Below are 17,513 nucleotides of genomic sequence, written 5' to 3' on the forward strand. Positions count from 1 at the left end.
GCATGGGCTACTCCACCTCGACGAGGCCGGGGAGCAGGGCGAGGGCCTCGTCTTGCGGGAGGAACAGGAGGGCGAGCGGCAGGCGGGCGAGGGCGGCGGAGAGGGCGAGGGGGAGCTGTTGTTTGGCGTCGCGGCGCGACTGGAGGCGGGTGCGCAGGCCATCGTCGCCGGGCTGGGGGATGACTTGCTCGAGCAGGATGTCGACGAGGCGGCGCTGGCGGGGGAAGACGCGGAGGTCGAGCTCAATGCGGGCGGGGACGCCGGCCTTGCTGCGGACGGCGGCGACGGCCTCGCGCAGGCCGCCGAATTCGTCGACCAGCTTGAGGTCCTTGGCGTCGGTGCCGGAGTAGACGTGGCCGCGGCCGAGCTCGTCGACGCGCTCGATCGTCAGCTTGCGGCCCTCGGCGACGCGGCGGCGAAACAGGTCGTAGACGCGGCGGATGGAGGCGTCCATGCGGGCGCGCTGGTCCTCGCTGAAGGGCTTGTAGAGGCTGGCGATGTCGGCGTTCTTGCCGCGGCTGAAGGTGCTGGTGGAGATGCCGAGCTTGGCGAGCATGCCGGAGAGGTCGAAGTGCAGGCTGACGACGCCGATCGATCCGGTGATCGTGGTGGGCTGGGCGAAGATCTGGCGCGCGCCCATGGCGACGTAGTAGCCGCCGCTGGCGGCGACGTCGCCCATGGACACTACGATCGGAGGGCTCTTGCGCGGGGTCTTCTCGTGAGCCTCCTGTGTGCGCGAGACCTCGCGCCAGATCAGATCGGAGGCGAGGGCGGAGCCGCCGGGGCTGTTGACGCGCAGGACGATGCCCTTGCACATCGGGTCGGCGCGGAGGTTGCGGAGCTGCTGGACGAGGGTGTCGGCGCCGGCGAACTGGATGTTGAGGAAGGGGATCGTTCGACTCTCGCCGTCGATGATGGTGCCCTCGACGAGCACGACGGCGGTGTAGGGGGCGTTGGCCCAGGTGGGGAGCTCGGGGTCGGTCTCGCCGAAGCTGGCGAACTTGACGCGGGCGCCGACGGCGGTGGAGATCGACTCGATGACCTCGTCGCGGTGGACGACCTTGTCGACCAGCTTGTGGGCGAGCGCCTGCTCGGGGCCGTGGGGGGCCTCGTCGATGAGGCCGCGGACCTGGTTCTGGGCGAGGCCGCGGGCCTGGGCGATGTCCTTCAGGATCTGGGCGTAGGTGTCGTCGAGGATCGCCTCGCGCTGCTGGCGGTCGGGCTCGGAGGGGCCGCTGCGAGTGAAGCGCTCGTGGGCGCTCTTGTACTCGTTGATGTAGAGGCCCTCGACGTTGACGCCGAGCTTCTCGAGGGCGCCCTTGAAGTAGAGCGTGGTGGAGGAGAGGCCGAAGGTGGCGAGCTCGCCGGCGGGGTGGATGTAGACCTGCTCGGCGGCGCTGGCGAGGTAGTAGTCCTTGAGGTCGCCGCCCTCGAGGTAGGCGAAGACGTGGCCGCCGGCGTTGCGGACGCGGATGAGCGCGGCGCGGAGCTCCTGCAGGCTGGCCCAGCCGAGCTTGGCGGCGCGGGCGTCGAGCAGGAGGATCGATCGCGGGCCGGCTTGCTCGGCGCGCGCGAGGCGTTCGAGCAGGCGGATGAGGGCGCGCTCGCCTTTCACTGCGGAGAGGTCGATGCGTTCGGCGTCGACCAGGCGCGGCCAGAAGACGCGGCCCTGGCGGGCGCTGCTGAAGCGGGCGGCGAGGCCGAAGCCGTCGACGCCGCCGGACAGGCCGGCGTGCATGCCGGCGCGGACGGTCATGAGGTCCCACGAGACGGCGAGGGCGACCGAGCCGCGCACGGCCTTGGCGTCGGCGACGACGGCGTAGGTGTTGCGGTCGAGGATGTGGGCCCGGACCTGCTCGACCTCGCCGGCGAGCTCGATGCCCTGGTAGCGGAAGGCGACGCGGCCGCGCGGGAGGACGCCGAGGTACTCGCCGAACTGCGGGGTGACGATGTCCGGGTTGCCGCGCCAGCGCGTGCGCACGCCGCCGGCGAGCTCGAGCATGCGGGTGCCGAGCGGGCGCAGGGCGAGCTCGCCGGTGACGGCGAACTCCTGCGGGAGGCTGCCCTCGGGTTGGAGGTCGGCGGGGCCGAGGCGGGCGACGGCGCCGACGGAGGCGTAGTTGCGGATGCGGACGAGGAGGCCGAGGTCGAGGTCGGGGCGGCGCAGGCTCTGGCCGCGGTCGAGCATCCAGTGCAGGCCGAGGCCGAGGGCGGCGACCTTGCCGTCGCCGGCGCTGAGGCCCCACGAGACCTTGGTGAAGTCGGGGTTCTGGGCGGCGCGGCTGTCGGTGTAGTTGCCGCCGAAGCTGGGGAGCACGCGCTGGACGCCGAGGCCGGTGGCGAAGCCGAGGCCGAGGTTGAGGCCGAGGAAGCCGCCGACGCCCGAGCCGCGGGTGAACGCGGAGGTCGATCGGTAGCCCATGATCACGGCGTCGAGGCCCTTCACGGCCGAGAGCAGGGCGGGGTTTAGCTCGAGGCTGCTGGCGTCGCCTTCGCCCGAGTAGTCGTGGATCGGGCGGTCGATGCCGTCGCTGGCGCCGCGGTCGACGGCGACCGGCTGCTGCGCGGCGGCGGGGGTGGTCAGCGTGGCGACGAGGGCGACGACGACGAGCGGGCCCCGTGGACCTGGCTTTGGGGACAGGGTGCTCATTGCAGGTTGTCTTCGGGGATGATGTCGACGATCGCCAGGACGTGGCGCACGGAGAGGAGGCGGAGGGTCTCGTCCCACGGGACGGCGATGCCCTGGTCCTTGGCGAACAGGACCTGGGCGCCGACCGGGATGCCGCTGACGTTGGCGCCGAGGCCGGTGTCGTCGTCGTCGTCGTCGTCGTCGTCGTCGGCGATGTAGGCGGCCTTGGGCTGGGTGCGGGCGACCTCGACGACCTCGGCGAGCAGGGCCTCGCTGTGGCTCTCCTTGGCGCCGGCGGGGAGATAGAGGCCGGACTCGCTGCGGTCGGGGGTCTTGACGAGGCGGACTAACACGCGCGGGCCGAGCGGTTGGATGTGACGCGAGACCTTGCGCGGGCGCTCGGGTCCGGCGGAGTCAGTGACGACGATCTCGGGCCCATCCTCGGGGCGCTTGCGCGGCTTATTCGACATCGGCCGCGACTGTACCGCAAGTCGGGCGATCCGCGGGGGCCGGTGCGGCGGCGCAGCAGGGCAAGTCGGGCGATCCGCGGAGGCCGACGCGGCGCAGCATGGCAAGTCGGGCGCTCTGCGGAGGCCGACGCGGCGCAGCAGGGCCTCGCGCAAGTCAGGCGATCAGCGGAGGCCGGCGCGGCGGCGCAGCAGGGCCTCGCCGCCGAGGCCGATCAGCGCGAGCAGGAGGGCCCAGGGGCCGTCCCACAGCGGCACGCTGCGGCGGCTGTCGATGCGCAGGCCGGGGCCCTCGTCGCCGAGCTCGGCGAGCGGCAAGGAGCTCGGCAGGGCGTCGCCGTCGCGGGCGCGGAGGAAGCGGCCGCCGGTGGCCTCGGCGAGGGCCTGGAGGCGCTGTTCGCCGGGGTCGGCGTCGACGCGGGCGAGCTCGTGGCCGGGCTCGTCGACCAGGAAGACGCGGCGGGCGCGGGCCGGCGGCGGGCCGTCGACCTGTCCCGAAGGACCTGTCCTCCAGGCCATGGCCTCGTAGGCGCCGACGGGGAGGCGGCCGGGCAAGGTGTCGCTGGCGCGGCCGAGGGCGTCGGTGGTCCATGTCCCTTCGGACAGGAGGAAGGTGGGCGGGCCGGGGCTGTTGTTGTTCGCCGGTGCGGGTTCGACGGCGCCGAGCGGGCGGACCTCCCAGGCGAGCGGGACGGCGGGCTCGGGGGCGTAGCTGGGGGTGAGGGCGGTGGCTCGCAGGGTGACTGGTTGGCCGCGGAGGTAGCTCGGGCGGTCGGTCTCGAGGCTGAGGCGCTCGGCGGCCGCGTCGCGCAGCAGCCAGCGGACGGCGCCGAGCCACAGGAGGTCGTAGGGGCGGGCGCCGTCGACGAGCGGGAGGTCGGCGGCGAAGCCGAGGCGCCAGGTGGCGCCGGTGGCGAGGACGAGGCTGCGGCCCTTGCCGGGCTCGGCGATCGCGAGCAGGGGGGCGCCGCCCTGGGCGGTGAGCAGCACGGCGCTGGCGATGCTGGCGGCGTGGGGCGCGAGCTGGACGGGGTTGTAGCTGTCGAAGGCGGGGAGGGTCGACCAGTCGGGCGGGAGGGCGGCGAGCCAGGCGGTGATCGGGTGGCGTCGGCCGGCGTCGCTGAGGGCGGGGCGGTAGCTGTCGGTGAGGGTGCCGGTGGGGCGGCGGGTGTCGACGGGGAGGGTCGTGGCGAGCACGCCGGGGTAGTCGCCGGTGGCGAGGCCCATGTCGCCGCCGATGACGACGAGGGCGCCGCCCTCCTGCACGTAGCTGGCGATGTCGCCGAGGTAGACGCCGACCTGATGGTTGATCGCGTCGAAGTTGTGGAGGATGACGAGGTCGAAGGAGCCGAGCTGCTCCTTGAAGAGCTCGTCGGTGGGGAAGGCGATCAGGCTGAGCTCGGCGGAGGGGTCGTCGCGGTCGGCGTCCTCGACGCTGCGCAGGATGTAGTAGCTGAGCAGCTCGACGTTGGGGTCGCGGCCGAGCAGGGTCCGGAGCGCGCGCACGTCCCAGTCGGGGCGGCCGGCGACGTGGAGCACGCGGACCTTGTCGCGCAGGACCTTGACGACGAAGGCGCGGCGGTTGTTGGCGAGGGTGGCCTCGCCGGGGAGCGGGCGGACGGCGATCTCGTGGACGAACTGGCCGACGCGGTCGGGGGCGACCTCGAAGCGCACGGGGACCGGGACGCCGTCGGCGGCGAGGGTGACGCGGGTGCTCGCGACGAGGGCGCCGTCGCGGCGCAGGTCGACGTCGACGGGCGTGTCGGCGAGGCCGTGGGCGATCAGGTCGGCGCTGAACTCGGTGACGTTCTCGACGAAGGCGAACTCGCCGGCGTGGAGCTCGGCGACGGCGACGTCGCGGATCGCGGGGGCGCCGGCGCTGACGGTGGTGATCGGGACGCCGAGGGCGCGGGCGGCCAGGAGCAGCGGGTCCTGGGCGGGCTGGCCGTAGGTACCTGTCCCTTCGAACAGGCCGTCGGAGAGCACGAGGACGGCGGCGAGCGGGCGGGGGTCGTCGGTGGCGAGGCCGGGCTCGCCGGCGTCCGGGGCCTGGGCGAGCTCGGCGAGGGCGCGGGCGAGGTCGGAGGCGGGGCCGTCGACGGGGACCTTGAGCTCGTCGGCGTCGGTCTCGGCGATCGGGCGGCTGCGATCGGCGAAGCTGCGCAGGCCGGGGGACAGGCCCTGCTCGCGCCAGGCGGCGCGGGCCGGGGCGCCGGCGGACCAGAAGCTGCGCAGGCGATCGATGCGCGGGGTGGTCTTGGCGCCGGGGCGCTCGGCGTCGGCGAGGGCCATGCTGGCGCTGGCGTCGACGAGCACGGCGACGCGCGGACCGACCGGACGCACGGTCTCCCGGGCGAGGGTGAGCTCGAGGCCGACGGTGAGCAGGGCCAGCAGGCCGAGCATGCGCAGGGTGAACAGGCCGAGGCGGGTGCGGCGGGGCAGCGCGGGCCGGCCGGGGCCGGCGCCGCGGAGCGCGAGCGCGGCCTCGACGACGGCAATGGCGAGGCACACGACCAGGAGGGTCAGGGCCAGCGGGTCCGGCACGTGGCCCGCGACGAGGCGCCAGCGCTCCATGCTAGCGGCGCAGCTCCGGGGTGGGGCGGGGCAGGACCTGGCTCTCGAGGCAGGTTCGGCTGGCCTCTGGGACAGGGCGCGTGGGACAGGTGGGGCGGGGCAGGACCTGGCTCTCGAGGCAGGTTCGGCTGGCCTCTGGGACAGGGCGTGTGGGACAGGTGGGGCGGGGCATGGTCAGCGCCAGCGGCGGGTGCGGAGGAGGGTCTCGACGTGGGCGCGGTCGGCCTTGTAGTCGGTGCAGGTGGCGTAGAGCAGGATGTTGACGGCGAAGCGGGTGGCCCACTCGCGCTGCTGCGGGCCGCCGGGGGTGCAGGGGAAGCTGTGGAGGCCGTCGGGGCCGCGGGCGAGGGCGCCGCCGAGGTCGTTGCGGACCAGCAGGACCTTGAGGCGGCCCTCCTCCTGGACGCCGAGGGCGTGGTTGAAGGCGCGGGTGCGGCCGACTGGTTCGTCGAGGACGTAGAAGGAGCGGTAGAGGACGTGGTCGCGGGCGACGGGGGTGAGGGGCGAGCCGGGGAGGATGCGGGCGAGCAGGGCCTGCACGTCGCGCTCGAAGCCCGGGTCGGCGCCGCCGTCGGCGGCGTCGAAGACGATCATGCCGCCTTGGTCGATGAAGCGGCCGAGCTGGGCCTCGCCGGCGTCGCCCAGCGGGGGGAGCTGCTGCTCGCCGGCGACGTAGAGGAACGGGGTGGCGAACAGCGCGGGCGAGCCGGCGGCGACGGTGCTGGGCTCGCGCAGGGGCTCGAGGCGGGTGCGCAGGCGCAGCTCGCTGGCGAGCTCGCGCATGGCACCGGGGCGCGGGTTCCAGCGGCCGGGGTATTGCAGCTGCGGGAGGTCGACGTGGAGGAGGGTCTCGGGCTCGCGCCAGTCGCTGCCCTGGGTGAAGGCGGCGAAGGGGTCGTCGTCGTCGACTTGCGGAGGCGCGGCGGCGCGGGCCGTGGCGCCGCCGGGACCAGGACTGCGCCGCCGAGAGCCCCGAGTGCGCCGCCGAGCCAGTGCCTGCGGGTGAACATCGCGGCGGCAGGATAACGCAGTCGCGGGGCGGCGCGGGACAGCGCCAGGGGCGCGGATGCATCGGCTTGTGGGGGATCGCGGGCTGTCGCTATCGTGATCGGCGTGGTGGTGGGGTTGGGCAGGTGGCTCGTGGGGGCGGCGTGGGCTGTGGCGCTGGCGATCGGCGTGGTCGGGCCCTTGCTGGTGCGGGCGGCGTGGGAGGGCCGGGCCGAGCTGGTGGCGGCGGACGAGGCGGCGGCGGCGGGGCGCGTCGACCTCGAGATCGTGCACCTCGGTCGGGCGGCGCGCTGGCGGGTGCCGATCGCGGGGCACGACGAGGCGGCGATCGCGAGGTTGCTGGCGATCGGGGCCGCGACGGAGGGCAGCGAGGCGGGCTCGCAGACGGCGCTGGCGGCCTACCGCGAGGCCCGGGCGGCGCTGCTGGTGACGCGCGTGGGGGCGGTCGGCGACCGCGAGGCGCTCGGGCTGGCGAACCGGCGGATCGCGGCGTTGATGGCCGCGCAGGAGATGGCGTTCGGGACGGACCTGTCGGGGCGCGGGGCGGCGGAGGCGTATCACCTGGCGCTGCTCGAGCGGGCCGGGTGATGCGGTACGGGCTTGAGGACAGGTGCTTCGGGACAGGTTACGGGGCTGTCCTGGAGGACAGGTGCTTCGGGACAGATTGCGAGGCTGGCCTGGAGGACAGGTGCTTCGGGACAGAGGCCCGCGCCCTCGGCCACGATTGTGACACCAGGGCAACTTCCGCCGCGCGCCGCCCCTGACGGTGGTGTCGCTGGTGGCAGGATCGCTGCTGGTGCTGGTGGCAGATGCGCCGTGGTACTGTCACTTTCGCCGCTGCGGGGGGGGGCGGGGGGGGGCGGCGCGCTGGTTGGCGAAGGCGCGCCGGAGGCGACCGGATCGACGGCTTCACGGCGCGGTGAAGATCGCGGCCCAGTAGTAGCCGTGGACCGGCGCGAGCGCGTCCTTCGCGGTGAAGTCGCCGGCGAAGGCGCCGATGCCGATCTCCTCGAGCTCGCGGGCGCGGAGCTTCCAGCAGCTGCCGGGGTTGTCGGCCCAGCTCGCGGCGATGTCGGCGGCGGCGGCCAGGTCGCTGCGCTCGGGCTCGCCGTCGTCGAGGACGGTAAAGCCGTCGTTCTCGCCGTAGGTGCTGGCGGGGTGCTCGACGGCGTCGAGGCGGGTGCCGGTGCTGACGCCGTCGGGGTCGACCTGGCCGACGAACTGGCGGGTCTGCATGTCCTGGCTGTGGAGGCGGGCGGCGCAGCGCAGGGCCGGGGCGAAGCGGAGCGGCGCGGCGGGCAGGTAGGCCAGGTCGCCGCAGCGGCCGCCCTGGGCGCGCAGGGCGTTGATCTCGGCGAGGAGGGCGAGCTCGGCGGGGGCGGCCTCCCAGGTCGCCACGGGATCGCAGCGCTCGCTGCTGGGGACCGCGGGCGGCTCGTCGGCGGGCATGTCCGTCGGCGGGTCGCAGGCCGGGAGCAGCAGGAGGAGCGCGAGGCAGGGGCGCAGCACCGGGTGAGGGTACCAGGACCCCACGTTCCTGGGGCGCGTCGATCACACGCGAGGCGCTGGCTCGACACGTGGCGAGCCAGGACCTCGGGGTCGCGTCGATCACACGCGCGAGGCAGGGGCGCAGTACGAGGTGAGGCAGGACCTGGGGCGTCGATCACACGCGCGAGGCAGGACCCCGCGCGGGGCTTAAAAACATGTCGGGCCTGGGGGGGTCCCAGGCCCGACGGGGCAGCGGCAGTGTCTCAGGAGGCGTAAGGGTTAGGTCAAGGTAAGCGAGTGAGAAGCCAAGGTGTAAGCGGAGTAAGCCAAGTCGGGAGCGCGGGCAAATAAGCCAAGGAAAGTTGTGGAGGCGGGGTTCGTCGCATCCACGTCGACCGAGGTTGCACGCTGTGGTCCACGGGGCATAGCTTCGAGATCATGAGGGATTTTTCGCGGGTGCTCGGGACCGCGAGGGGGCGGCCGGACATCGCTGCCAGGGAGCATCGGGCGGCGGTCTGACGTCGCTGTCAGGGCCGCGATCGGCGAAGCTGTGGTGGTGGCTGGCGACCTGGTCCGCATCAGCAAGTTCCTCAGCAAGCACTTGCGCCACGACCCGGCGGGGCTGGGGCTGACGCTCGAGGCGGGGGGCTGGGTGCCGGTCGACGGGCTGCTGGCGGCGTGTGCCCGGCGGGGTGTGGTGATCTCGCGCGAGCTGCTGGCGGAGGTCGTGGCTGGCAGCGACAAGCAGCGCTTCGCCTTCGATGCGGAGGGGCGGCGGATCCGGGCCAACCAGGGGCACAGCGTCGCGGTCGACCTGCAGCTGCGCCCGCAGACGCCGCCGGCGCGGCTGTTTCATGGCACGACGGCGGCGAGCCTGCCGGCGATCGAGCGCGAGGGGCTGCGCAAGATGCAGCGGCATCACGTGCACCTGTCGGCGGACGAGGCGACGGCGCGGCGGGTCGGCGGACGGCGCGGGCGGGCTGTGCTGCTGGTGATCGACGCGGCGGCGATGCACGCGGCGGGGAGCTTGTTTTATTGCAGCGACAACGGCGTGTGGCTGGTCGAGGCGGTGGCGCCGGCGTATCTGCGCGTGCACGCGGCGACGGGCGCGGCTACTCGCCCTCGATGATCACCGGGCTGGCGAAGCGGGACTTCAGCGGGGTGCCGTCGGGATAGTAGAAGTAGAACTCGACGCGGCGGTTGAGCTTGCGGCCGTCCTCGTTCTCGTTGCTGGCGGTGGGCTCGGCCTGGCCGCGCGACCCGATGTGCACGCGGGTGTGGTCGACCTTGCCGGCGGCCTTGTTGAGCAGGGCCTGGCGGAACTCGTGGGCGCGCTGGAGGCCGAGCTGCATGTTGCCGTTGGCGTTGCCGGTGGAGTCGGTGCGGCCGATGAGGAGGACGTGCAGCTCGGGGTTGCGCTCGAGCTCGGCGGCCGCCTGGGCGACGGCTGGACGGTCGGCGAAGTCCAGCTTCTTCGAGCCGGACTCGTAGTAGACGGCGGCGAGCTCGGGGGGCGGCGGCTGGCTGCCGGTGCCGCCGGCCTTGTTTTGGCCGGCGCAGGCGGCGAGGAGCAGGAGGGCGAGGGCGGTGCGGCGGACCATGGCCGCACTTTATACCGGGGACCGCGGGGCGTGAACCGAGGGCGTGCGGCTGCCAGTCCGCGGACTCGTGGGCGGGCTACCAGTCGATGATGGCGGAGCCCCAGGTGAAGCCGGAGCCGAACGCGGCCAGCGCCACCTTCATGCCGGGCTTCAGCTTGCCGTTGCGCTCGGACTCCGCCAGCAGGATCGGGATCGTGGCCGCGGTCGTGTTGCCGTAGCGCTGGATGTTGTGCGGGATCTTCTCGTCCGGCACGTGCAGCTGGTGGGCGATGAACTGGTTGATCCGCATGTTCGCCTGATGGAACAGGAACAGGTCGATGTCCTCGATGCCGATGTTGTTGTTGCCGCAGGCGCGCATGAGGGCGCCGAGCATGGTGCCGACGGCGTGCTTGAACACCAGCTTGCCGTCCATACTGGCCCACAGCATCTCGGGGGCGACGGTGCCGGAGCGGTCGGGGTTCTTGGGGATGAAGGGGCGCTTGCGGATGTCCCAGATCTTCTGGCAGAGGACCTCGGCGAAGCGGCCGTCGGCGCCGAGGTAGACGCCCCGCACGCCGCGGTCGGCGTCGGTGGCGGAGACGATGACGGCGCCGGCGCCGTCGCCGAACAGGGAGGAGACGGTGCGGCCGTCGGTGGAGAGGTCGAGGGCGGCGGAGTGGGTCTCGGCGCCGCACACGAGCACGTGCTTGGCCATGCCGGCGCGCACGTGGGCGACGGCGGTGGACAGCGCGTAGAGGAAGCCCGAGCACTGGTTGCGGACGTCGAGGGCCGGGACGAACTTGGCGTTGTCGCCGTCGCACAGGCCGAGCTTCTGTTGCAGGAAGACGCCGCTGCCGGGGAAGGCATGCTCGGGGGAGAGGGTGGCGACGATGATGAGGTCGAGGTCGTGGGGCTGGAGCGTGGCGGCGGCGAGGGCGTCGCGGGCGGCGAGGACGGCCATGTCGGAGGTGCCGACGCCCTCGTCGGCGAAGCGCCGGGCCTCGATGCCGGTGCGCTGGACGATCCACTCGCTCGTGGTGTCGACGCCGTAGTTGCGGATGAGGTCGTCGTTGGTGACGACCCGCGGGGGGACGTAGAAGCCGGTCCCCGAGATGTAGGCTTGAACCACGGCGTTGCTCCGGCGAAAGTGCGGCGGAGTCTAACACGCGGGCGCGGGCGCCACAGTGGTCCGTGGGTCGGCCGGGCGTGAGACCTCGATGCCCGCGAGCGTCACGAGCTCGCCGACGCGTCAGTGGGTCCGCGGGGGTCCGCCGAGCGTGAGGCCGGGGGCCTTGGGGCCTGGCGGGTCGAACTTGTGAGGGTCGACGATCTTGGTGCCGAACAGCTTGATCTTGAGGGCGTCGCAATTGCTGCAGGCGGCCTTGGTCAGGAAGTCCTCGAGGACCTGCTTGCGGTGGGGCAGGAAGATCTGGTCGAGCTGCTCGGAGAGCGGGAAGCGGAGGCCGAACTCGCCGTCTTCGGTGAACTCCTCGGTGGTCTGGACGAAGCCGAGGGTGGGGGCCCACTGCAGGCCGCCGCCGAGGTCGCCGTTCTCCGGGGTGTTGGCGTGCTCGTGGCAGCCGGCGCAGGACAGCGTGAGGGTGCGGTTCAGGATCTGGTCGGTGGTGACGCCGGGCTTGGTGATCGCGGCCTGGATCGCGTCGCGGAAGGGGGTGCCGTCGCCGGACTGCAGGCGGTAGATGTCGAACACACCCTCGGAGCTGCTCTGGCCGGCGTTGAAGGTGCCGACGTCGGTGAGGAAGAAGCGGTTGACGTCGGTGACCTCGAGGTTCGGGACCTGCTTGAGGAACCACTTCTTGAAGGCCTCGCCGCCCTTGCCGGGGGAGGGGTCGGCGAACAGCTGGGGGAAGGGGTTGCTCTTGACGAGGGTGGGCTTGATGCAGGGGCCGAAGCCGCATTCGTGGGAGAACACGAACTCGCGGAGCTGCCACAGGTTCGGGTCCGGCATGAAGCTGTTGGTGCGGATCTGGCCGCCCTTCGGCCCGTAGTTGTCGGCGTGGACGACCGGGCCAGCGCCGGCGCCGTCGCCGAAGTAGAAGTCCTCGAGGGCCTTGGCGCGCAGGGCCTCGGAGTCGATGTCGCTGAGCTTGGCCCAGGCCTGGGCGATCGGGCGGCAGCCCTCGACGCCGCAGGCGGGGAAGGGGTTCGGGAGGCTGGCCTCGAAGATGATGAGGTTGCGGTTCTGGGAGTCGAAGGTGCCGGAGCGCTTGGCGAAGACGATGCGGTACTCGCCGCAGTTGCTGCCGTCGGTGCGGGCGAGGTCGAAGCGGTTAAACAGGCCGATCGGGATGTAGCTGTCGGGGTTGTTGTCCGGGTCGCTGAAGGGGTCCGTGAAGGCGAGCGCGCCCTCGGGGCGCGGGCACTGGATCGGGAAGGCGCCGAGCGAGTTCTTGCCCTTGATGACGGTGTCGTCGCAGTGGAGGGCCTCGGGGAAGGCGGCGGCGTCGGAGGTGTTCATATAGTCCCACCAGCGGCCATAGAGCGCCTCGCGGGTGAGGCCGGGTTTGGCGGCCGTCTCGACGATCTGGTCCATCACGCGGGTGAAGGTGAAGCCGGCGAGCAGGGCCTCATCGGTGACGGCGAGCGAGCGGCGCGGGTCGAGGTCGAAGGTGTCGCCGCAGACCTGCGCGGAGGGATCGGGGGTGGTGAAATCTGAGGGGCCGGCGGGGACCGGTTTGGGGACCGCGATCGGATCTGTCCTTGCGGACATGTCCTCGGGGTCACACGCGGACAGGGCCAGGATCGCGGGGGCGCACGAGGCTAAAATTAAGGTGAGCCGGAGCGGAGCTGCGTACACGGGGCCAGGATAACCAAGCGCCTAAGTCTCCGCCAGCGCGGGGATTGCCGGGATCGGGGCGCGCCCTGGAGGCAGCGCGGAGGGACGTGGCCGCGGGGGCGATGCCGTCGCTGTGCGAGCCCGTGGGTCAGCGGGGCTGCTTGCGGGCGGTGCGGGCGGCGAGGCGGGTCTTGACGCGCTCGGCCTTGGCCTCCTCGGCGGCGAGGAGCTCGGCCTCGTCGCTGGCCTGGGCGGCCTCGAACTCGTTCCACAGGCCGGTGAGGAGCTGGTCCTGATCGGTCCACGGGGTGCCGTCGAGGCCCTTGTCGGGCTCGACGCCCAGCATCTTGAGGGTGACGGCCTGGTCCGGGTTGAGGCCGACTTTCTGGGCCCGGCCGCGGAAGAAGCGCTTCATCGTCGCGGCGGTCTCCTCGTACTTGCTGGGGCACAGCTTGCCGCCGCTGACGGCGCGGTGGACGGTCTCCCACGTGGCCTTGGTGGTGTAGTTGAAGGGCTTGCCCTGCTCGTCCTTGCAGACGATGTTGCCGCCGGCCTTGCGGATCATGCGGGCGGCGGCGCGGCGGTAGACGAGCACGTCGACGATCGCGTCGCAGAGGATGCGGGGGTCGGCGGTCTTGTCCCAGACCAGGGTGAAGTAGTTGGAGTTCATCCCGAACAGGCCGTAGGTCTGCCACACCGATGGGTCGGCGGCGTGGGGGTTGCCCTCGTAGGTCTTCTGCATCTTGCGCCACGCGGAGTAGCTGCCCTCGAGGTCGGGCGAGAGGCGGTGCACGAGGCCCTGCTGCAGGCTCGACTCGCGGGCGGCGACCAGCTGGAGCAGCTTGTGGAACTCGTCGCTGGCCTTGAGCCGCTTGGCGACGTGGGCGATGACGCGGTGGGTCCGGACCTGCTCGGTGCGGGTGAGCTTGGGGCGCTTGTCGTTGACGCCGTGGACGCAGGCGCAAGGCAGCAGGCCCTGCACGGCCGCGCGGTCGTCGATGAAGCTGCCTTCAGGATCGCGGTCGACGCGGACCGGCATCAGAGGCGCCGGAGCGCTGATGGCGTCGTCGAGGTTGTCGGCGGCGATGTGCCGACCGGGCAGCGTCCCATCCGCTTCATCCATCTTCGCACTGGCTCCATCGTCGAAGACATCGGTCAAGAAGCCGATGCAGTAGGCCAGGGCTGTCAGTTGCACCAATCGCATTCCGGCACTCTCCCTTCGGCGGCAACCGCCGACGTGTTCCAGGACACCAAGGAGAAACCGATCCAGTGTCTCCAGTCCATAGCCACGCGAAATTTTTTGCCGATCGCGGAGGGTTTAGATGCGCCCGCAGGGGCCCAAAGACGCGCTTATGCGGGACATTCCCGCCCGGCTCGCGGGCCCTGTTTCACTGTCAGATTGTGTGTGCGCGCGGGCTCGATCGAATGTGCCAGCCACAAGTTGTGGACCGCGATCGCGGCGCGCTCGCAAGATGTAGTGGTGTCACTGCCAGCCCCCGCGCGAGCTCGAGAGTCGCGCGCACTGGCAGGGTCGATGTCGCTTGCGGCGTCGTCGCGCGGCGCGAAACGGCCGCGTGCACGCGTGCTCCGGCGCAGATCAAGCGGGGCGGGTGATCGACGCGGTGGGTCGGCGCGCCTGATCGCTACGCGCGGCGCGCTCGCGGCGCTCGGGCCGGCGCCGCGGCGCGCCGCAGATGTCCTTGTCGACATGTCCCAAGCGCCAGGCTGTGCGCGGCGTGGACGGTGAGCGAGGCTGGCCTTCGGGACAGCTTTGATCACAGCTCGCGGAGGCCGCGGCGGCGCAGCAGCCACAGGAACAGCGGGGCGCCGAGCAGGCTGGTGAGCACGCCCGGCGGGAGGACGACGCTGGTGAAGGCGCGGGCGAGGGTGTCGACGAGGAGGACGAGCACGGCGCCGAGCAGGGCGGCGCGCGGCAGCAAGTGGCGGTGACCGGGGCCGCCCTGCATGCGCGCGAGGTGGGGGACCAGCAGGCCGACGAAGGCGATGACGCCGCTGATCGCCGTGGCGGCGCCGACCAGGAGGCCGACGGCGAGCACGGTGCGGCGGCGCAGGCGGACGAGGTCGACGCCGAGCGAGGCGGCGACGTCGTGGCCGAGGTGGAGGGTGTCGAGGTCGCGGCGCAGCGAGGCGGCGAGCGCGAGGCCGAGGACGCAGGGGGGCAGGGCCCAGGCGAGGTGGATCCAGGTGCGGCCCTCGAAGCTGCCGAGGCTCCACTGCATCACGCGCAGGCCGAGGTCCCAGCGCTGGGCGCCGAGGGCGAGGCAGAGGGTCGCGATCGCGGCGCAGAGGGTGCCGAGGGCGAAGCCGGAGAGCAGGAGGGTGGCGAGGCTGTGGTTGGCGCGGTGGAGGGCGAGGAGGATGACGAGGACCAGGCCCGCGCCGGCGGCGGCGAGCAGCGGGGTGACCCACAGGCCGCTGGATTCGGCGCCGAGGAGGAAGCCGATGACGGCGGCGAGCATGGCCCCGGCGCTGACGCCGAGGACGCCGGGGTCGGCGAGCGGGTTGCGGAACAGGCCCTGGGTGAGGGCGCCGGCGCAGGCCAGGGCGGCGCCGACGAGCGCGGCGAGCAGGGCCCGGGGCAGGCGCAGCTGCCAGACGATCGCGTCGCGCAGCGGTGGGAGCGGGTCGCCGAGGCCGAGGTGGGCGAGCAGGCTGCGCAGGGCCTCGTCGAGGCCGACCTCGCCGGGACCTGTCCCGAGGGCCAGGAGCAGGGCGGCGGGGAGGAGCAGGGCGGTGAGGTGGCGCAGGCGCATGGGACTGGCGGGCGAGGACGCGGGCGGGCGGAGTCGTGGGCCAGCGAGCGGGCCGAGGCGGAGGTCAGCGGGTCAGCGGGCGAGGACGCGGGCCTGCAGGAGCTCGGCGCTGACGATCATACCCTCGCCGGTGCCGCCGAGGTCGCGGGCGGGGATGGCGATGATGCGGCCGTCGCGGGCGGCGCGGGTGGCCGCGATGCCGGGGCCGGCGGCGAAGCGGGCCTCGGCGGCGGGGCAGGCGGGGTCGTCGGCCTCGGCGGCGGGGCAGGCGATGACGATGACCTCGGGGTCCCAGGCGACGAGGCGCTCCATGGCCACAGGGACATGTCCCGAGAGACCTGCGCTTTCGGGCAGGTTGACGAGGCCCGCGGCGGCGGCGACGTCGGCGAAGGTCGTGGCGCCGGCGCTGGTGTGGCCGTCGCCCCAGGCGACCGCGGTGGGCGCGGGGTCGGGCCTGTGGGCGGCGAGGGCGGCGAGGCGGCGGTCGAGGTTGGCGATGCTGGCCTCGGCGGCGGGGCTGGCCTCGACGGCGGCGGCGAGCAGGCGGAGCTGACGGCGGTAGTCGGCGAAGCCGGTGAAGCTGTCGAGCTCGAGCAGGCGGACGCGGTGGGCGGTGAGGAGGGCCTTGATCTCGGGGGCGCTGAAGCTGGCGATGACGACCAGGTCGGGGTCGCGGGCGAGCAGGCCCTCGCTGGTGACGGCGAGGCGCGGGAGCTCGGGCGGCCACTGGCCGGCGACGCGGCTGTAGCGGGGGTCATCGGCCATGCTGCTGACGCCGACGACGCGGGCGCGCGCGGCCGGGCCGAGGCTCCACAGGATCTCGTCGCTCAGCACGGTCTGCGAGACGACGCGGTGGGCCGGGCCGGTGCTGGGGGTCGGGGTCGGGGCGCAGGCGGCGAGCAGCAGCGCGGCGAGGAGCGGGGCGCGACGATGCTGTCCTGAGGGACAGGTGATCTGGCCGGAGGGACAGGTGGTCATGGGAGCGGGGTGGCGGCGTAGGGGGCCAGGCCGGTGGCGATCGGTGTGCCGGCGAAGCGCGGGGTCGGCGGGTCGGCGCGCAGGTCCCACGCGCGCATGCCGGCGGCGGTGGGGGTGACGTCGCCGAACCATAGCGTGTCGCCGACGATCTCGAGGGTGGGGCCGACCGACTGGAGGCCGCGGGCGACCTCGACGATCGGCGCGTCGTCGTCGAGGCTGGCGCGCAGGAGCAGCACCTGGGACAGGTCGGCGCTGTAGCTGGCGATGTAGGCGTGGCGGTGCTCGGCGTCGAGGTCGAAGGCCTGGGGCAGCTGGTAGTCGGCGAGGCCGATCGCGGCGAGGCGGGCGGGGTCGACGGCCCAGGTGGAGGTGCGCTGGGCCAGGTCGACGCGCTCGAGGCCGGTGGTGAGGATCAGGACGCTGTGGCCGGTGGGGTCGGCGGGGTCGGGGCGCCACTGCCGGGCCCACAGGCCGAGCAGGGGCATGGCTTGCACGCCGGGGCTCGCGGGATCGAGGTCGTGGAGGCGGCGGCTCGGGAGGTCGATCGGGGCGAGGTGGTCGCGGGTGTCGGTGGGCGCGAGCAGCTGGTTCTGGTCGAGGCGCTGGACGCTGACGAAGAGCGTGTCGCCGCAGCGGATCGCCAGGTGGGCCTCGGGGTTGCCGTCGGCGTCGGCGAGCGGTGCGAGGTCGATGTGGCCGGCGAGGCTCGGGCGCGCGGGGTCGGCGATGTCGACGATCTGCACGCGCGGGGCGCCGAACATGGTGACGTGGGCGAGGTCGCCGACGACGGTGACCGCGTGCGGGTTGCTGCTCTGGACGCCGGGGACGGCGAGGCTCTGCTGGCCGAGCAGGGCGAGGCTGTCGGGCGCGAGCAGGTCGAGGGCGTCGAAGGTGTAGCGGTGGAGGACGATCAGGCGGCCGTCGCTGAAGACAGGGAGCGAGTCGGTGGTGGCGAGGGCGAGGTCCTTGTGGAGCTCGCCGGTGGCGAGGTCGAGGATGCTGAGCGCGCCGGTGCTGAAGTCGGTGGTGGTGATGGCGAGGCGGGTCGGGTCGCTGAGCTCGCCGACGCAGGCCTCGTCGAGCTCGGGTGGGCCCGCGAGCGGGGGGGCGGCCCCGGTGTCGCTGGTGTCGCTGGCGGCGGAGCTGGCGTCGTCGTCGGGTGGGGCGCAGGCCAACACGAGGCTGGCCGCGAGGACAGGTGCGAGGGGGCGGCGCATG

14 protein-coding genes are annotated in these 17,513 nt (G+C 73.1%); 2 read left to right on the top strand and 12 right to left on the bottom strand.

Features of this window, described 5'->3' with window-relative positions; translation table 11 throughout:
- Window positions 1–7 precede the first annotated feature (7 nt).
- From sppA to IPJ59_RS15680, 4 genes are all read right to left on the bottom strand, one after another.
- A complete protein-coding gene (gene sppA, locus IPJ59_RS15665) occupies window positions 8–2,650 on the bottom strand; it encodes a signal peptide peptidase SppA (RefSeq protein WP_293272333.1) in 2,643 nt (880 codons plus the stop codon).
- Window positions 2,647–3,099: a co-chaperone GroES gene (locus IPJ59_RS15670; RefSeq protein ID WP_293252086.1), complete on the bottom strand. Its 453-nt coding sequence runs from the start codon at window positions 3,097–3,099 to the stop codon at window positions 2,647–2,649. The genes sppA and IPJ59_RS15670 overlap by 4 nt, the downstream gene beginning before the upstream one ends.
- A gap of 162 nt (window positions 3,100–3,261) precedes the next feature.
- A complete protein-coding gene (locus IPJ59_RS15675) occupies window positions 3,262–5,670 on the bottom strand; it encodes a hypothetical protein (RefSeq protein ID WP_293272334.1) in 2,409 nt (802 codons plus the stop codon).
- Between the two features lie 174 nt (window positions 5,671–5,844).
- Window positions 5,845–6,738, bottom strand: a complete 894-nt coding sequence (locus IPJ59_RS15680) for a DUF4159 domain-containing protein (protein ID WP_293272463.1) — start codon at window positions 6,736–6,738, stop codon at window positions 5,845–5,847.
- 45 nt (window positions 6,739–6,783) lie between these two features.
- Here IPJ59_RS15680 and IPJ59_RS15685 point away from each other — a divergent pair, with 45 nt between their 5' ends.
- Entirely contained in the window at window positions 6,784–7,266 is a 483-nt protein-coding gene (locus IPJ59_RS15685) for a hypothetical protein (RefSeq protein WP_293252092.1), read from the top strand.
- A 321-nt stretch (window positions 7,267–7,587) separates the two neighbouring features.
- Here the strand turns inward: IPJ59_RS15685 and IPJ59_RS15690 are convergent, their stop codons facing one another.
- Window positions 7,588–8,187 (bottom strand): CAP domain-containing protein, encoded by a 600-nt coding sequence (locus tag IPJ59_RS15690; RefSeq protein ID WP_293252094.1) that lies wholly within the window; start codon window positions 8,185–8,187, stop codon window positions 7,588–7,590.
- 535 nt (window positions 8,188–8,722) lie between these two features.
- On the opposite strand from IPJ59_RS15690, the gene IPJ59_RS15695 reads away from it, so the two are divergent.
- The gene (locus tag IPJ59_RS15695; protein ID WP_293252096.1) at window positions 8,723–9,295 is read left to right on the top strand and encodes an RNA 2'-phosphotransferase; all 573 of its coding nucleotides are present in this window, start codon (window positions 8,723–8,725) and stop codon (window positions 9,293–9,295) included.
- Here the strand turns inward: IPJ59_RS15695 and IPJ59_RS15700 are convergent.
- The 7 genes from IPJ59_RS15700 to IPJ59_RS15730 form a co-directional block, all read right to left on the bottom strand.
- A complete protein-coding gene (locus tag IPJ59_RS15700; protein ID WP_293252098.1) occupies window positions 9,279–9,767 on the bottom strand; it encodes an OmpA family protein in 489 nt (162 codons plus the stop codon). The genes IPJ59_RS15695 and IPJ59_RS15700 overlap by 17 nt on opposite strands.
- A 76-nt stretch (window positions 9,768–9,843) precedes the next feature.
- Entirely contained in the window at window positions 9,844–10,875 is a 1,032-nt protein-coding gene (locus tag IPJ59_RS15705) for a 3-oxoacyl-ACP synthase III family protein (RefSeq protein WP_293272335.1), read from the bottom strand.
- Between the two features lie 120 nt (window positions 10,876–10,995).
- Window positions 10,996–12,564: a hypothetical protein gene (locus IPJ59_RS15710; protein WP_293272336.1), complete on the bottom strand. Its 1,569-nt coding sequence runs from the start codon at window positions 12,562–12,564 to the stop codon at window positions 10,996–10,998.
- Between the two features lie 127 nt (window positions 12,565–12,691).
- Window positions 12,692–13,738 (bottom strand): hypothetical protein, encoded by a 1,047-nt coding sequence (locus IPJ59_RS15715; RefSeq protein WP_293272337.1) that lies wholly within the window; start codon window positions 13,736–13,738, stop codon window positions 12,692–12,694.
- Window positions 13,739–14,318: 580 nt separating this feature from the next.
- Complete coding sequence (locus tag IPJ59_RS15720) at window positions 14,319–15,317, bottom strand: FecCD family ABC transporter permease (RefSeq protein WP_293272338.1); 999 nt, start codon at window positions 15,315–15,317, stop codon at window positions 14,319–14,321.
- Between the two features lie 72 nt (window positions 15,318–15,389).
- Window positions 15,390–16,295 carry an ABC transporter substrate-binding protein gene (locus IPJ59_RS15725; RefSeq protein WP_293272339.1) on the bottom strand — a complete coding sequence of 302 codons (906 nt, stop codon included), beginning with the start codon at window positions 16,293–16,295 and terminating at the stop codon, window positions 15,390–15,392.
- Window positions 16,292–17,512 carry an LVIVD repeat-containing protein gene (locus tag IPJ59_RS15730; protein ID WP_293272340.1) on the bottom strand — a complete coding sequence of 407 codons (1,221 nt, stop codon included), beginning with the start codon at window positions 17,510–17,512 and terminating at the stop codon, window positions 16,292–16,294. Before IPJ59_RS15730 ends, IPJ59_RS15725 begins: the two co-directional genes overlap by 4 nt.
- Window position 17,513: the final 1 nt, after the last annotated feature.

It is taken from the genome of Nannocystis sp., from assembly GCF_016714285.1.
Classification (GTDB): Bacteria; Myxococcota_A; Polyangia; order Nannocystales; family Nannocystaceae; genus Nannocystis.

What these genes read in the sequence shown, in the direction of transcription:
- IPJ59_RS15725 (WP_293272339.1), bottom strand. Translation starts at nt 16,295, where the DNA reads ATGACCACCTGTCCCTCCGGCCAGATCACCTGTCCCTCAGGACAGCAT.
- IPJ59_RS15730 (WP_293272340.1), bottom strand. Translation starts at nt 17,512, where the DNA reads ATGCGCCGCCCCCTCGCACCTGTCCTCGCGGCCAGCCTCGTGTTGGCC.
- IPJ59_RS15720 (WP_293272338.1), bottom strand. Translation starts at nt 15,317, where the DNA reads ATGCGCCTGCGCCACCTCACCGCCCTGCTCCTCCCCGCCGCCCTGCTC.
- IPJ59_RS15700 (WP_293252098.1), bottom strand. Translation starts at nt 9,767, where the DNA reads ATGGTCCGCCGCACCGCCCTCGCCCTCCTGCTCCTCGCCGCCTGCGCC.
- IPJ59_RS15675 (WP_293272334.1), bottom strand. Translation starts at nt 5,670, where the DNA reads ATGGAGCGCTGGCGCCTCGTCGCGGGCCACGTGCCGGACCCGCTGGCC.
- sppA (WP_293272333.1), bottom strand. Translation starts at nt 2,650, where the DNA reads ATGAGCACCCTGTCCCCAAAGCCAGGTCCACGGGGCCCGCTCGTCGTC.
- IPJ59_RS15670 (WP_293252086.1), bottom strand. Translation starts at nt 3,099, where the DNA reads ATGTCGAATAAGCCGCGCAAGCGCCCCGAGGATGGGCCCGAGATCGTC.